Here is a 15,913-nt window from a genome sequence, read left to right as displayed (position 1 = left end):
TTTTCCTTTATATTAAGCTTCCAACCGTAAAGCCTTTTCTTTGTTTAGATGATGTGAAATGTGTATCCATAGTTGGGGAGTCTGATCTATCTAAATGATCATGATGTTCATCGTGGTGGGCATGAGGATCCACATAATTGGTATCAAATCGACTGTTTATTTCGATTAACATTTGCTTTACTTGTTGGTAATCCTTATATGAAACTTCCCGTAGGCTATTTAATAGGCTGCTTCGCTCCGGATCTGTAAATCGAAACAATGCTAAATCTAAGTGTTCGACGAAATTATGTAAACCGAACTTTTCCAGATTCAATTCTTGTAAAAGTCGATTAAATTCATTGTTGCTTGGAGAAAAATCTTCCTCATCTTTTACTTGTTGAAATTTATTAATGAGCGGAATAAGTACGACTAAACGGGATAGACGCTGTTCTTCTTCTTCATAAATATGATGATAGTATAATCGCTCATGTTCATCAGTGGCATTTTGTATGACAGGTTCCAGCATATTCATAAATTTTTCTATAGCATCTTTGGTTGTTGTAAAAATTTGATAAAAAACCCTTAACTCTTCTTGCATTTCTGTACCTCCTAATCCTCACTACGTGTCATTATTGACGTTTATTTTCTTTTCTAAAACCTTTATAAGACAATCTTTCGAACAAATAGGTTACATGAATAACTCAGGAGTATTGATACATAATAACTATGGCTATTATCAAACCATTAGGGAGGAAAATTAGATGATGCAAAACCAGCAAGGGCAGCAAGGACAAATGCACCAAAACATGCATACAGGGAATGTACCTCCACAGCTTAATCATGGGGGACATGAGGTAATTGATTTAAACGAGGTTTTAGGGGCAGCGGTAGGCACGATGAATCAGTATATGATGTTGCGTCAACACATAAAAGACCCAGAATTACTTGATATTCTTGATCGCCAATATAAATTTATGGCTGATGAATATAATATCACTTTAGAATGTTTCAAAACTGGACAAAACCCTTCACACCCTACTTCAAAATATATGATGACACAAGGGAATGACTTTATTTATGGTATGAAGCCGGCTCAGCCAAAGAAACCTTTTCAATCACTGTCTGAAATCAATGATGAATACATTTCCAACTGTATGCTCTCTTCTTGTAAAGCTGGCGCTTCTATGAAAACAATGGCTGCCTTAGAAGCAACAAATCCGGTTGTGCGCCGTGTGCTAGCAGATTCCGTGCCAAATTGTATTGAAATGGGCTATGAGCTGTCTATTTATCAAAATAAACATCACTACTACCAAGTACCTCAGTTGGCTGAGCAGGACATGAATACCTACCGCAATGCTTTTGCACCTGCACAAGGAATGCCAATGGGACAAAACATGGGGCAAATGCCGAATAACAATATGAACATGAACAATAATATGCAGCATTAAAACAGAAAGGCCATCCTTACTTAGAGTAGGATGGCATTTTTTTAATTAGGCTGATTTCAAAGTTAAAGAAAAGAACCTTTAATTAAAAATTGAAAAGATTGTTATCTCGTCAAAGTCTATTTAGGGGGAGGTTGATTTAACGAAACATCTAAAATATTCATTCAAAATCTGTTCTTAAAGGCTGCTAAATGAATACTGGGGCAGAATAATTTGAATATGAGTTCCTTTTGGACTACTATCTACCACTTTTATATCTCCTCGATGTTCAAGAATGACGTTTTTTACAAAGGGTAATCCCAAACCTAACCCCTCACCTTTAGAAGTATTAAAAGGATCAAATATACTATTCCACTGGTCCGCCGGTATTCCTTTTCCGCTATCAATAATATTAATAATAATTCGATCCATTTGAATATCGGTAGAAATCATTATAGTTCTTACGGAACCTTCATTCGGAAAAGCTTCTGAGCTATTTTTGATTAAATTGACGAAAACTTGCTTTAAATACGCGTGGTTTGCATAGGATTTTAATGTTGAATATTTTTTGTCAAAAGAAACTAATACATATTTTCTTTGCAGTAACTCTGCTGACATTTCAATGGATTGTTCAATGATTTCATTCAGATCTACCATTTTGTAATCAATGGCTTTATACTTTAATAATTTTATGTAATTATTTATTAAATCACCCATTTGATCAGCAGCTCTTCGAATCATTGCGGTCATTTTTCTACCTTCGGGCGGCAAATTTGATTCGCTTAATAATTTCGAATAGCCGTTAATAATTTGTAGAGTATTTTTCACTTCATGCACTAAACTAGCAGCCAGACTACCCGCATTATCTAATTTCTTCTGATGTTCCAATAAACGATTATAGTTTACTGTCAGCATCGTATTCAGTTTAACAAAAGAAAAAACAATAATAACTGAAAAAATAATGGTCCCTAAACTGCTATATAATGCTCCTGTTCCTGGTATAAAATTTAATAAACCAAAAATAAACAGTAACAGGCTACAAGAAGAAAATGTCCCTAAAAATTTTTTTAAATAGAGGTTTTGAATTTGCCTAGAAATAATAAAGGTAAAAATGATTAGAATTAAAAAACTACTAGTATGTAAAAGGTACAAAAATTGCAGTGGCCCATATTCCGGAAAATAGAAATAAAGATTTGAGTTAACGATTTTAACCTCTTTCACTCCGATGATACCAAGTTTAGTCATATTTATTAAATAGACAATAAAGCTCCATACTACTAGAAAAAACAAAACTTTATGACTAAAAATAGAAGATTGAAACTTGTAAAAAGATTGATTTTTTATGTTAGTGGTATGTTTATTGATTAAAACATAGGCTAAATAAAATACAAGAGGAATCATAAAAGTTGGCCCAATCCTAAAAATCCTAAAAAGCCAAGTGATTAATTCTTCTGAAAGTACACCTTTCAAATATAAAACGGCAATGTCTAATTGCCAAAAACAGATGGAAAGCATATAAAGAAATAAAGCAAATGCTAATTCCGAACCTTTATATATTTTTAAAACGCAAATCGCTAATACGATTGGAATAATTCCAATAATGGCGATCAAAAATGCAATGATCAATGTTTTTCACCACTCAATTGATATCTCTTTATATAAGGACAGGCATTAACCATTTGGTCCCCAGCTTCATCTAACGAGTATAAGTAAACACCGTCAATTTTTGAGATCACATTCTCAATTTCACCCAAAATAGGAATAGATCTTTGTAATGCATGGGATTCCTCCCCTTTATGTGAGAGATTAGATATTACCTCTAAACAATTAACTTCATTTGCTAAATTGTATAAGAATTGTTCAATATTATTTGACTTTGGTCCTTTGACTCCATAACCAGTTACTACCATTTTCTCCATTCCAATTACCCTTCTTATAGAAAAAACTATATTAATCTATTTATTTTTCTATAATTATACTAAAAATAGTAGAATAGTCATATACTATAAATAATGGAAGGATAACCCTTTATAAATTTTTTATTACTACCATAATGTAAATGACTTTTTAACCTTTTGATAAAGCAAAATTTTCTCGTCTAATTTTTGGCTGACTTTTAAAATTTCACCCTGAGAATATGTATTGGTTTCTCTCCCTATTTTATATAATTTTGAACGTAGTTCTTTAATTTCCTGTTCCAGTACTACTACATCCATTTAATAATCCTCCAAATATGGCAGTTAGTATATTAAATCATAACATAACACACTACCATTTTTTTACTTTTTTTTACATAATTGGTGTGTGATTGGGACGTTGTTTTATAATTAACAGAGACGATTCCAGGTCCAGATGTTCCTAGCTTCATTTACTCTAGCATATTTCTAAAAGAACATTTTACGGATTTGCAGTTTGGAACAGCATTCAGAATCCAAAAACCCTTTTCTACAAATCTCTACAAAGTCCGAGTGTTAACAGGCACCGTTATACGATGAACTTTCAATTTATCAAAATTAACACCATTTCTATCAGGTGCCGTATTGGCTGAAGCCGAAATGAATCATTACAGAAATGCATTCGCACCTGCACAAGGAATGACTATGGGGCAAAATATGGGAAAAATGCGGAATAACAATATGCCGCATTAATAAATAAACGCTACCCTTCAAATTCAAGGGTAGCGTTTTTCGTTTGGAAAAATTGAGCTCTTTTAACAAAATCCCCAATTATAACCAATTATACCTATGACTTATTCCCCTTACAGAACACTAGTAATTTTTTTATGATTTAAAAGGAATGCCCCAATTGTTTCTTTTAAAAAAATACTAGAGTACTAGGAAGGTGAAAATGTTGAAAAAAGGACGAATACATACCGCTAAGAGAATTCTATTATCTTCATTAGCTGTATCACTTCTTGCAACTCCATTCTTTTCAGCAACACAAGTAAACGCAGCACCGAAAACAGACAAAAGTTCTGTTTTAGAGCTTCGGCTTATGGAAACAACAGATATACATACAAACTTGCTAAACTATGACTATTACAAAAATGCAGACTACCAAAAAGTCGGCTTGGCAAGTACAGCTGCTCTCGTGGAAGCTGCTCGTGCTGAAGCAGCAAACAGTGTATTGGTAGATAATGGCGACTTAATTCAAGGAACTCCATTAGGAACGTATAAAGCAAAAATTGATCCACTTAAAGATGGAGAAGTTCACCCAGTATTTAAAGCGATGAACCAAATGAACTATGATATTGCAACATTAGGAAACCATGAGTTTAACTATGGTCTTGATTTCCTTGATGAGGCATATGATGATGCCAATTTCCCTGTTATCAACGCAAACGTTTATGTAGATGACCATGATACGAATCCCGATAATGACGAAAATAAATTTACTCCTTACAAAATCATCAACAAAAAAGTGGTCGATGAACAAGGAAAAAAACATGTAATCAAAGTTGGGTTTATCGGTTTCGTTCCTCCTCAGATTAACGAGTGGGACAAGGCAAATCTTGATGGAAAAGTAATTGCGAAAGACATTGTTGCAACAGCACAGAAATTTATTCCGCAAATGAGAGAAGAAGGTGCTGATGTTATTGTAGCCATGACGCACTCCGGATTTAGCGGTAATAAAGACAATTCAGAAGATGTCATTTATGCATTAAGTGAAGTACAAGGAATTGACGCGATAACTTTCTCACATACACATAAATTATTTCCGGCAAAATCCACTGCTGCACTTGATGGATTGTTCAAGGGTGCTGATGGCTTGCCGCTTCCTGGTGTAGACAATGCAAAAGGAACCATTAACGGAGTTCCAGCAGTACAAGCAGGTTACGGCGGCGGTTCATTAGGAATTATTGACCTTTCATTGAAAAAGGAAAAAGGGAAATGGTCTGTAGTAAACTCACAATCTTTAACCCGTGAGATTTCTTCGCCAACACAAGTAAATCCTGTTCAATCCATTGTTGATGCAGTAAAGGCTGACCATGAAGCAACGGTAGCTTACGTAAATACTCCTATCGGAAAAACAACGGATGACATTCACAGCTATTTTTCACTTGTACAGGACGACCCTTCCATCCAAGTAGTGACGAATGCACAAAAATGGTATGTGGAAAAGTACATTGCCCAAAGCAAGCCGGAGTATCAGGATCTGCCAATCCTTTCAGTTGGTGCTCCCTTCAAAGCTGGCCGTAATGGTGTTGCAGAATACACTGAAATTCAAAAAGGTGATTTAACCATCCGCAGTGCAGGCGATTTGTATTTGTATGACAATACATTAAAGGCAATCAAAATTAAAGGCTCTGTAGTAAAAGAATGGATTGAAATGACTGCAGGCAAATTCAATACCATTGACCCTAATAAAACGGAAGAACAAGCATTATTAAATCCAGCTTTCGCTGTTTATAACTTTGATGTAATTGATGGAGTTCAATATCAAATCGATGTTACAGCTCCAGCTAAATATGCTCCAAATGGAAGTCTTATCAACCAAGATTCCAGCCGTGTAGTGAACCTAACTTATAACGGTCAGCCTGTGGATCCAAATCAAGATTTTATTGTTGTAACAAATAACTATCGTGCTGGCGGCGGCGGTAACTTCCCAGGAGTAAAAGGAAGCGAATTAGTCGTTGACTCTGCAGATGAAAACCGTCAAATTTTGATGGACTATATCACAGAGATGAAGGAAATTACGCCAACTGCAGATAACAACTGGTCGATTGCACCAATCGCTGGAGATGTGAACGTAACTTTTACAACATCACCAATTGCTGAAAAGTATATTACAGAAGGAAGTAATATTTCCTATTCTGGTAAAAAAGATGACGCTGGCTTTGGAATTTTCAAATTAGACATTGGTTTCACACCTGTTCATATTCAGCTTCTCGGCTTAAACGATTTACATGGCCAGCTGGATACGGACACAAAAGCAAAAATAGATGGACAAGATGTTTTGGCTGGAAGTATGGAATACACAGTTGCAGCAATCAAGCAGCGTGAAGCTACAAACGAAAATACTTTGCTTGTTCATGCTGGAGACATGATTGGCGGCAGCCCGTTGTTGTCGGCACTGTTCCAGGATGAGCCGACGGTTGAAGTAATGGAAGCGATTGGAATGGATGTCGGTACACTTGGAAATCATGAATTTGACGAAGGGATTACCGAATTACGCCGTATGATAAATGGTGGTGAACATCCACTTGGAAAAGGCACTACAGGCTATGACGGAATGAATTTCCCCGTTATTGCAGCCAATGCTTTTGACAAATCAACAGGTGAATTAATTACAGGTGCACCATACGTGGTTAAGGAAGTTGCTGGTCAAAAAATTGGCTTTATCGGCGTCGTTACACAAGAAACTCCAGATATGATCGTGACGAAAGGAAATGAAAATCTTCAAATCACTGACGAAGCGGAAGCAATTAACAAGTATACGGCAGAGTTAATAGAACAGGGTATTGAAGCAATTGTAGTTTTGGCCCATAACCCCACTAGTCAAGAAGGCTACACAGATGGATTTGATGCTTCAAGAATTGCCGAAAACGTAGATGATGAAGTAGATGTTATCTTTGCTGCTCATAACCATGCTTTCAATGACAAAGTAGTAGATAACAAGTTAATTGTTCAAGCCTATTCCTATGGATCAGCATTCTCTGATGTGGATCTAGTAATTAATCCTGAAACAGGGGATATTGTGAAAAAAGAAGCAGAAGTGGTAACCGTATATCAAGCTGATTACACGCCAGATCCTGCTGTTTCAGTGATTATGAAGAAGTATGAAGATTTAGTTGCACCCTTAAAAGCGGAAGTAGTAGGTAACTCTGCAACTACATTAGCTAAAGCATATCCGTCAACAGCTAGTGAGTTTGCTGATAACGGTCTTGGGAACTTAATTGCTGATGGTATGAAAGCAGCAATGGACACTGACTTCGCCTTAATGAATGGCGGCGGTGTTCGTGCACAGCTTGACGCTGGTGAAGTAACATTCGGGGATTTATTCTCGATTCAACCATTTGGAAATGTTCTAAACAAAATTAGCCTAAGTGGGGCTGATTTAGAAGAAGTATTAAATAAACAAATCACAGCACGTGGACTAGATTACCATATTGCTGGCTTTAAATATACCTACACATACGACGTTGCAACTGGAACTGGTAAGGTTGTCGACATTTTCTTACCGGATGGCAGCAAAATTGACCCAGCCCAAGAGTATTCAGTGGTAGTAAACAATTACATGTATGGTAATGCAAGCTACGGAATTGGTGCTTTGGCAACTGGTTTAGAGGTAGGTCCAGAAGATCTACAAGCAACGGTTGACTTTGTCAAAACATTACCATCTCCATTTGAATACAAAGCCGAGGGGCGTATTCAAAGAGTTCCAAATTAATTAAATACTGAACTATAGAAAAGCTATCCTTTTATCTCGAATGAAAGGGTAGCTTTTTCTAGTTATATTTTTAAAAACTAACAGAAACCTATTGTATAATACTATAAGGAACATATGTTTGGGTTTGTATTTTTTTAAGAGGAGTACAAATGGAAACTTGGGAATCTGCCTATATTGCTGGAATAAAGGATCGATATCATTAACTAGAATCCATGCAAGTGAACACAGAAGACCTTGTATTTCAATTGCTTCAACTGATAAAGAACTTTTAGTTTATATACAGTCTTTAACTAGGGGAGTAATTACTAATAAAAAGAACCACAAACCTGAAATACATAAAGATTCCTACACATTAACTATTAAGAAAAAGGAGTCTGTTCTTTCATTACTAAAACAAATTTCCCCTTTCTTCGGGTTGATAAAAAAAGAAAACGGGCTCAATGGATACTTTTGAATTATGATTCACCAGGTTGAACTTCTAATGTGACATTTTGTAGCACTTGTAGGGTTTTAAATGATTTGCTGATATTATCTACCTTTAAAAGACTCAACTTACTACCTCCTCTTTTTCAGCTAGTTTTAGGGTGTATATTTTTATTAAAAAAATATAATACGTTGCGTATAGCAGAACAAAGGTGTTGCAGTAGGAACAAATTCATATTAACATCTATTCAGACAGAAGATTCTGAACGTTTTGAAAAAATGAAAACGTGTCGAAAAAGGAGGAATTTGTCATATTACATAAAACGAAAATGTAAACGCTTAATAAAGTGTAGTTTTGAAATGGTTGCCAATCTGTAATTACAATAGGGGGAATTTGAAATGGAGAATAAGCAAACGAAATTAAAATGGAAATTAATGTTCCTGCTACTTTTATCAATGATGATTTTTGTTGCAGGCTGCCAAGGAGCAAAACAACAATCTACCACAACTAAGGAAAAACCTCAATCAGCAGAAGGCGAAACAATTAAAATTGGTTTTGTCCTATCCTTTACAGGTCCATTGGCTCCATTATCAGAAGGTATTAAACAAGGTTTCGAACTTTATTTAGAAGAACATGATGGGAAATTAGGCGGTAAAAATGTAGAGCTTAAATTTGAAGATGACGAAGGAAATCCTCAAGTAGGTCTAAGAAAATATCGTCAATTAGTCCACAGTGAAAAAGTAGATCTTCTAGTTGGTCCTACTAACTCTTCTATTGCTCTTGCATTACGTGATGAAGTAAATAAAGATAAAATTCCTATGATTGTACCAAACGCAGCAGCAGACGATCTTAATTGGAGTAAAAAGAGTGATTATGTATACCGTGTTTCTTGGTCTAACTGGCAAAATGGAAATCCTCTTGCAGAGTATGTAGCAGAAAATATTGGTAAAAATGCAGTTATTATGGGTTCTGATTTCCCAGCTGGTATCGAAGTGTTAAGATCCTTTAAGGCTGCCTACGAAGAAGCAGGCGGTAAAGTATTAAAAGAACTTTATCCGAAATTAGGAACAAATGACTTTTCTACTTATTTACAAGAAGCATCTAGCTTAAAGCCAGATGTAATCTATTCCTTCTTTGCTGGTAGTGACGGTATTCGTTATATTCAACAATACGAGGAATTTGGTTTAAAAGATAAAATTCCAATGTCTGGAACATTAGAGTTTGGTGATTTACTAATGATAGAGCCTACTGGAGATGGTTCGGAAGGATTTCTTGCTGGAACTATATACTCACCTTGGTTGGAGAATGATTTAAACAAAAAATTTGTTGAAGGTTATGAAAAGAAATATGGCAAGCTTCCAAATACGTTCTCTGTTAATGGATATGACTCAGCAACAGTTCTTGACAAAGCTCTAACTGCAGCAGGTAGCGTGGAAGCCGAAAAAGTAATCAAAGAATTACCAGGTATTTCTTATGATAGTCCACGTGGACCAATTACGATTGATGAAAAAACACATAATCCTATTCAAAACATCTATATCACGAAAAACGTTTTGAAGGACGGCAAACTTGTACCTGAAATCCTTGAAACAAAAGAAAAAGTAACAATGCCAGAAAAATCACCATTTTAATAAGGCTGTTTTCGTAACGATTGTTGTTAAAATCTTAAAGCCGATTTTAACGTTGCAATAGTTATTTTGAGTCTTCGAATATAGTTTGCTAGCTCTTTTCTTATTAATTTTCTGCTGTTTTCAACGAAAATACAGCAGAATCATTAATTTTTGTTATAAAAAGTAACAAAGTTTTAAAAAAAGAGCCTTTAACTAAAAATTTCTGATTAACTAAATAAATGGGGCTGTCCCAAAAGACAACCCCATTTATTAATATTATTATACTACATTTTAAATAGGAAGAGAGGGGAGAGTCCTTGGATATAATTCTAGTTCAACTTATAACAGGCATTGCATATGGAATGCTGTACTTTATGATTGCAGCAGGGCTAACGATTATTCTAGGAGTTATGAATGTTGTCAATCTATCTCATGGAGCACTGTTCATGCTAGGTTCCTATTTGGCCTTTACCTTTATTAGTAATGGGATTAACTTTTGGTTTGCACTACTATTATCCGCTATTTCAGTAGGGATATTTGGTATTATCCTTGAAAAAGTATTAATCAAACGTGTTTATGGAAAAGTGCTGGAACAAGTGTTGCTGACATTTGGTTTAATGCTTGTTATTGCTGACTCTGTCAAATGGATTTGGGGAACAGAAATGCAAACGATTCCAGCACCTGCAATGCTTGATGTGTCCATCCCAATTGGGGATATGGCATTCCCAGTATTTCGTTTATTTGTCGTATTTGTTGGTTGTTTATTAGCAGTTTTACTATGGTATTTAGAAGCAAAGACACGTATAGGGGCAGTCATTCGTGCAGGGGTAGATGACCGTGCAATGGTTGGTTCTCTTGGTATTAATGTAGGAGCTGTATTTACAGGCGTATTTATCTTTGGAGCAGCTTTAGCTGGATTAAGTGGAGTATTAGGTGGGCCACTCTTAGGTATGTATACAGGAATGGACTCTGAGATCCTTGTCACATCCTTAATAGTTGTTGTAATAGGTGGTTTAGGTTCATGGAAGGGATCGTTTATTGGCGCTTTAATTATTGGAGTGCTTGAAATATTTGGAAAAGTGTGGTTCCCATCCTTATCCATGCTCATTGTATTCTTAATCATGATGGTTATTTTAATCATTCGCCCCCAAGGTCTATTTGGAAGAGAGGTGGCATAATTGAAAAAAAATATACTTTATGCTGTTTTACTTCTCCTCGTCGTTTTCGCAGTACCGCAAATACTTTCTGATTTCGGAACGAATTTAACAACTGAAATTTTTATCATGGCCATGTTCGCTATGAGTTTGGGCTTAATTATGGGCTATGCTGGTTTAGATTCGCTAGGGCATGCTGCCTTTTTTGGAATTGGTGCCTATTCTGTTGCATTAATCGGGCAGTTTGTAACTAATACGTATTTAATCATTATTATAGCGGTTGCGATCGCTGGATTGCTTGCATTCATTACTGGAGCAGTATTTATCCGTACTTCTAAATTCTACTTTCTTATGATTACGCTTGCCTTTAGCCAATTGATATTTACTCTATTCTGGCAAATGAAGGATTTGACAGGTGGAGCGGATGGGATGTCTGTTTCCGCTATTATGAATCTTGGATTTGGTGACATATTTGATCCGCAAACCATGTATTATGTGATGGGAATTATTTTTGTCGCTGTCTATATTTTACTAAGATTATTCGTGGAATCTCCAGCAGGAAAAATTACGAAAGGCGTCATGGAAAATGAAGGTCGTATGAGTGCACTTGGCTATGACGTTCGTGTTTATAAATTATTAGCCTATACCCTTTCCGGAGCATTAGCAGGGTTTGCTGGTTCACTTTATTCCTTCTATAACGTTTTCGTCTCTCCAGAGTTATCTGCTTGGCTGTTCTCTGGTCAAGTAATGATCATGGTTATCGTTGGAGGCGTAGGTACATTGCTTGGACCTGCCATTGGAGCGGGTGTATTCATCTTCCTGCAAAACTTTATTAGTACCTATACGGAAAGATGGCCATTGATTTTGGGTGCCATTCTCATCTTCCTTGTCCTTCTTGGAAAAGGCGGAATCATCCAGTGGTTGAAATTAGGTGTCGATATGATTTTTAAAAGTAAACCCAAAAATAATAAGGTTTCCTCAACTATTCAACCAGAAAAGGAGGAGGTTATCAGTTGAGCTTACTAAAAGTAGATAAAATAAATAAATCATTTGGTACCCTACAAGTACTACATGATGTATCGTTGGAAGTACAGCCAGGCGAACGCCATGTTATTATTGGACCAAATGGTGCTGGGAAAACGACTCTTTTTAATTCTATAACAAACCATCTTCCTATTACTTCAGGAACGGTGCATTTTGAAAGGAAAGATATTACAAATCTTCCTGCTCATAGATTAGTTCATTTAGGGATGGCACGAACATTTCAAAAGAATAATTTATTTGGTGATTTAACGGTAGAAGAAAATATTCATCTTGCCTTAACTGCCAAGAAAAAATATCGTCATGACGTATGGTTTTCCCTAACAAGTCGTTCTGATATAAAAAAAGAAACAAATCAGATATTGGATGAATGGAAGATTACCCATCGCCGTGATGTGAAAATAAATAATCTATCCTATGGAGAACAACGTTTACTAGAAGTACTATTAGCGATGGCTAGTAAACCAAAGCTTCTTTTATTAGATGAACCAACATCTGGAATGTCTCCGGCAGAAACAACTCAAACTTCCGAGATGATTCAAAGACTGCCGCGCTCCATGGCGTTAGTGGTAATTGAACATGATATGGAAGTAGTCTTTGCGATTGCAGATCGAATTACTGTTCTTCACCATGGTGAGCCAATATTAACTGGTGCTCCAGAAGAAGTTAGAAATAGCGAAATGGTAAAGGAAATTTACTTCGGTGGGGGTGCGAAAAAACATGCTTGAGTTACAAGATGTTCATTCCTATTATGGAACAAGTCATATCCTTCAAGGGGTTACATTTACTGTTCCAGAGGGAAAGTGTGTCGCACTTTTGGGACGAAATGGAGCAGGAAAAACAACAACGATTCATACTATATCTGGTCTGGTCAAATCAAAACGCGGTACCATCACTTTTAATGATAAACAAGTACAAACTTTACCAACACACCAAATTTCTCGTGATGGTATTGGCTTAGTACCACAAGGAAGAAGAATATTTCCTTCCCTTACCATTAGAGAGAACTTAACGATGCCCGCTCGGAAAAGAAAAGGAAATAGTCAAGCAGTAAACTGGGATATCGACAAGGTTTATGAGCTATTCCCAATTCTTAAGGAACGCGAAAATAATATGGGTACGCAGCTATCCGGCGGACAGCAGCAAATGCTGGCAATTGGCCGGGCTTTGATGACTAATCCGCAGTTTCTGTTAATGGATGAGCCATCTGAAGGACTCGCCCCGGTTATTATTGACCAAGTAGGTGAGATCGTCTGTAAGCTGAAAGAGACCGGACTTTCGATATTAATGGTTGAGCAAAATATTTCACTTGCCTGCCAGGTAGCGGATGAAATCTTAATCATGAACAAGGGTACGATTGTTTGGAATGGTGCACCAGATGAATTGTTAGAAAATAAGGATGTTCAGCATAAATATTTAGGAGTTTCGTAGCTCCAAAAAAGGTAGACTCTTATCTCGAGTCTACCTTTTGCTTAATTTTATCCTTATTTTTATGAAGAAAAAAATCTATAAAACTAGCTCAATAAATGCTTTGAAAGACTTTCTGTTTTCAAAGCATTTTTCGTTTCCATAAACACTCCCCTAGAGTTTACAATCAGGATTTAACCAATTTATTCAATCCAAGAAAATCCAAAGCATTTTGTCCAAGCATTAACCTTGCATCGACTTCTGAAATATCCTCATGGTTGTCAATGACCTTTCCTACCGGCTTTTCGCGCAGAAGGAATGGATAATCAGATCCGGCAATAATTTGCTTTGCACCAAAACGTTCGATCATGAATTTCAAATTATCTGGGTCGTAAACGAGTGAATCGTAATACAGTTTTTTCGCATAGGAGCTTGGAGGATTTTCTGTATTTCGGGTATCCGGCCAAACTTCCCAGCCTTTATCCATTCTTGGAAGGATATATGGCAAAGACCCGCCTCCGTGTGCAAAGCAAATTTTCAGATTCGGCAACTTGTCCAGCATCCCGCTCATAATGATGCTTCCGGCTGCTAACGCAGTTTCTGAAGGCATTCCGACAGTATACATTGAATTGAAACGTTGAAGCCTTTCTCGTCCTAGAGTTGCCCATGGGTGGACAAAAAGTGGAACATTCATTTCTGCGGCCGCCTCAAAAAATGAATACAGGGAATCGTCATCCAGATTCAGTCCGTTTACATTGGAGCCTATCTGAATCCCTTTAAGTCCGAGCTCTTTAACAGCCCTTTCCATCTCTGCTACCGCCTGTTTCACATCCTGCAGTGGAACCGTGCCCATTCCTATAAATCTGTCTGGATACTTTTTTACCACAGAAGCGATAAAATCATTCTGTGACTGGGCAAGCTCCAGGCAGGCCTGCGGATCCGACCAATATGAGAAGGTGACTGGAATCGGTGACAGCACCTGAATATCCACACCCTCCTTATCCATGTCTTCAATCCGCTTTTTGGGATCCCATGCCTGGTCGGTTATCTTCCTGAATGTTTTGCCTTGTATCTTAATTTCAGCACCACAGCTGCAGGTCTTTTCAAGTATCGGAAACCGGTCATCTTCATATTTTGCTGCCAGGTCAGGAAAATCTTCGGAAATGATGTGTGTATGAAAATCAACTCGTAATTTTTTTGTCAAAGCTGAAAATCTCCCTTCTTTAAGACACCTAAACTGCAAATCTATTTCTTTATTTCTGTACCATAAGTCAAGTAGCTTTTAGGTGGTGTGCTTCCCCACATATCAAGCCCAAACTGTCCCGTGCCTGATTGCCACTCAATCGGCTCCCAGTCTGGTGCAAAAATAAGCATTCCGCCTGTCCACAGCTCAATCCGATTACCGGATGGCTCAAATGCATACAGGAATTGAGCCCCACTTGTACCATGCTTTCCAGGTCCCCACTCGATTTTGATGTCATTTTCAGCCATGATATTCAACGCACGCAGTAGTTCATCCGGTGAATCTAAGAAATAGGCTACATGATGGAGAAGTGCACCTGATTGATTGCCGTTTCGCATGATTGCAATTTCATGTGCGATATTTGTTTTGCTCAACCATGATCCAAGACGAACATCCGCTTCATTTTGAATATAGTAACGATGATGTATTCCAAGGAAATTAGTCCACCATTCCTGCTCATGTGCAACATCATTCACCATCACATTCACATGGTCAAAGCGGCGAGGCGCAGCACCCTTCCCACTGTATTTCATTGGGTGACTAGGCAATTTGGAAGCTGTCAGTGGGTTCGAATACTTTTCCATTTCCCAATAAAGCTCAATAGGAATTCCAGCTGGACTGTAGAATTTGATGGCATCACCCTGTGCGAGTTCAGTACCACCGTCTATCCACTTATAGTCAGTTCCTGATTCTATTAACGATTTTTCGAATGCATAAAGTGATTTTTCTGAGTTAACTCTCCAACCAAAATGGTCCAGTCCAGGTTTTTCAGCTTGATTGAGAACTAATGTGTGGTGATCCCAGTCCTGCCATGCTCGTAGATAAACCTTGCCGTCTTCCTCTGCGGTTACATGCAGGCCCAGAATCTCTGTGAAAAACCATGTAGATCTTTCCAAGTTAGTCACATTGATTGATGCGTGGCCTATGTGTGCAACATTCGATAATTTAAGATCTAGTTCAGTTAGTTCTACCTCATTTTGTTTTGCATTTGATATAGCCATCTTTTCATACCTCCAGTGTTTATTTTGCTATTGAGTAAATTATTTTATATCGGAAATCGCTTACATGAATCCAAAGAAGAAATTGATTTCGATAATTCAAATAATTTACTATAAAATATCCTCTTTAACTAGTTCTAATTATATGGGGTCGATGGGGCAAACAAAAGTGCTGAATTCCTCTATGTGGAATGAAATTAAGAAAATTTCAAAAAGTCCAAATTATTTTAAAGAATGTGAATT

General features: G+C 36.9%; 13 protein-coding genes. 7 read left to right on the top strand and 6 right to left on the bottom strand.

Annotated elements, in window-relative coordinates:
* Positions 1-7 precede the first annotated feature (7 nt).
* Positions 8-577: an IMEF encapsulin system ferritin-like cargo protein gene (locus tag V7108_RS13760; protein ID WP_335512257.1), complete on the bottom strand. Its 570-nt coding sequence runs from the start codon at positions 575-577 to the stop codon at positions 8-10.
* Between the two features lie 166 nt (positions 578-743).
* On the opposite strand from V7108_RS13760, the gene V7108_RS13755 reads away from it, so the two are divergent.
* Positions 744-1,427, top strand: coding sequence for a spore coat protein (locus V7108_RS13755; RefSeq protein ID WP_335568607.1), 684 nt, complete (start codon positions 744-746; stop codon positions 1,425-1,427).
* Between the two features lie 174 nt (positions 1,428-1,601).
* Here the strand turns inward: V7108_RS13755 and V7108_RS13750 are convergent, their stop codons facing one another.
* The 3 genes from V7108_RS13750 to V7108_RS13740 all read right to left on the bottom strand — a co-directional run bounded on the left by V7108_RS13750 (position 1,602) and on the right by V7108_RS13740 (position 3,619).
* Positions 1,602-3,029, bottom strand: a complete 1,428-nt coding sequence (locus V7108_RS13750; protein ID WP_335568543.1) for a HAMP domain-containing sensor histidine kinase — start codon at positions 3,027-3,029, stop codon at positions 1,602-1,604.
* A complete protein-coding gene (locus V7108_RS13745) occupies positions 3,026-3,322 on the bottom strand; it encodes a hypothetical protein (RefSeq protein WP_335568542.1) in 297 nt (98 codons plus the stop codon). The genes V7108_RS13750 and V7108_RS13745 overlap by 4 nt, the downstream gene beginning before the upstream one ends.
* 126 nt (positions 3,323-3,448) lie before the next feature.
* Complete coding sequence (locus tag V7108_RS13740; protein WP_335512577.1) at positions 3,449-3,619, bottom strand: aspartyl-phosphate phosphatase Spo0E family protein; 171 nt, start codon at positions 3,617-3,619, stop codon at positions 3,449-3,451.
* Between the two features lie 631 nt (positions 3,620-4,250).
* Between V7108_RS13740 and V7108_RS13735 the strand changes: the two genes are divergently transcribed.
* From V7108_RS13735 to V7108_RS13710, 6 genes are all read left to right on the top strand, one after another.
* Entirely contained in the window at positions 4,251-7,793 is a 3,543-nt protein-coding gene (locus tag V7108_RS13735; protein WP_335568541.1) for a bifunctional 2',3'-cyclic-nucleotide 2'-phosphodiesterase/3'-nucleotidase, read from the top strand.
* 822 nt (positions 7,794-8,615) lie between these two features.
* On the top strand, positions 8,616-9,848 hold the full coding sequence (locus tag V7108_RS13730) for an ABC transporter substrate-binding protein (protein ID WP_335512573.1): 1,233 nt from the start codon (positions 8,616-8,618) through the stop codon (positions 9,846-9,848).
* A 296-nt stretch (positions 9,849-10,144) separates the two neighbouring features.
* The gene (locus V7108_RS13725) at positions 10,145-11,005 is read left to right on the top strand and encodes a branched-chain amino acid ABC transporter permease (protein WP_335512571.1); all 861 of its coding nucleotides are present in this window, start codon (positions 10,145-10,147) and stop codon (positions 11,003-11,005) included.
* Positions 11,006-11,998 (top strand): branched-chain amino acid ABC transporter permease, encoded by a 993-nt coding sequence (locus V7108_RS13720; protein ID WP_335512569.1) that lies wholly within the window; start codon positions 11,006-11,008, stop codon positions 11,996-11,998.
* Positions 11,995-12,750 carry an ABC transporter ATP-binding protein gene (locus V7108_RS13715; RefSeq protein ID WP_335568540.1) on the top strand — a complete coding sequence of 252 codons (756 nt, stop codon included), beginning with the start codon at positions 11,995-11,997 and terminating at the stop codon, positions 12,748-12,750. Before V7108_RS13720 ends, V7108_RS13715 begins: the two co-directional genes overlap by 4 nt.
* On the top strand, positions 12,743-13,453 hold the full coding sequence (locus V7108_RS13710; protein ID WP_335512565.1) for an ABC transporter ATP-binding protein: 711 nt from the start codon (positions 12,743-12,745) through the stop codon (positions 13,451-13,453). The genes V7108_RS13715 and V7108_RS13710 overlap by 8 nt, the downstream gene beginning before the upstream one ends.
* A 163-nt stretch (positions 13,454-13,616) precedes the next feature.
* On the opposite strand, the gene V7108_RS13705 is transcribed toward V7108_RS13710, so the two are convergent.
* Positions 13,617-14,633, bottom strand: a complete 1,017-nt coding sequence (locus V7108_RS13705) for an amidohydrolase family protein (RefSeq protein ID WP_335512563.1) — start codon at positions 14,631-14,633, stop codon at positions 13,617-13,619.
* A gap of 41 nt (positions 14,634-14,674) precedes the next feature.
* Positions 14,675-15,673: a VOC family protein gene (locus tag V7108_RS13700; protein WP_335512561.1), complete on the bottom strand. Its 999-nt coding sequence runs from the start codon at positions 15,671-15,673 to the stop codon at positions 14,675-14,677.
* Positions 15,674-15,913: the final 240 nt, after the last annotated feature.

Source organism: Neobacillus vireti (genome assembly GCF_036962345.1).
Lineage (GTDB): Bacteria > Bacillota > Bacilli > Bacillales > Cytobacillaceae > Neobacillus > Neobacillus vireti_A.
This window is presented reverse-complemented; position numbering and strand designations above follow the sequence as displayed.

What these genes read in the sequence shown, in the direction of transcription:
- V7108_RS13700 (WP_335512561.1), bottom strand. Translation starts at nt 15,673, where the DNA reads ATGGCTATATCAAATGCAAAACAAAATGAGGTAGAACTAACTGAACTA.
- V7108_RS13735 (WP_335568541.1), top strand. Translation starts at nt 4,251, where the DNA reads ATGTTGAAAAAAGGACGAATACATACCGCTAAGAGAATTCTATTATCT.
- V7108_RS13740 (WP_335512577.1), bottom strand. Translation starts at nt 3,619, where the DNA reads ATGGATGTAGTAGTACTGGAACAGGAAATTAAAGAACTACGTTCAAAA.
- V7108_RS13730 (WP_335512573.1), top strand. Translation starts at nt 8,616, where the DNA reads ATGGAGAATAAGCAAACGAAATTAAAATGGAAATTAATGTTCCTGCTA.
- V7108_RS13760 (WP_335512257.1), bottom strand. Translation starts at nt 577, where the DNA reads ATGCAAGAAGAGTTAAGGGTTTTTTATCAAATTTTTACAACAACCAAA.
- V7108_RS13755 (WP_335568607.1), top strand. Translation starts at nt 744, where the DNA reads ATGCAAAACCAGCAAGGGCAGCAAGGACAAATGCACCAAAACATGCAT.
- V7108_RS13710 (WP_335512565.1), top strand. Translation starts at nt 12,743, where the DNA reads ATGCTTGAGTTACAAGATGTTCATTCCTATTATGGAACAAGTCATATC.
- V7108_RS13745 (WP_335568542.1), bottom strand. Translation starts at nt 3,322, where the DNA reads ATGGAGAAAATGGTAGTAACTGGTTATGGAGTCAAAGGACCAAAGTCA.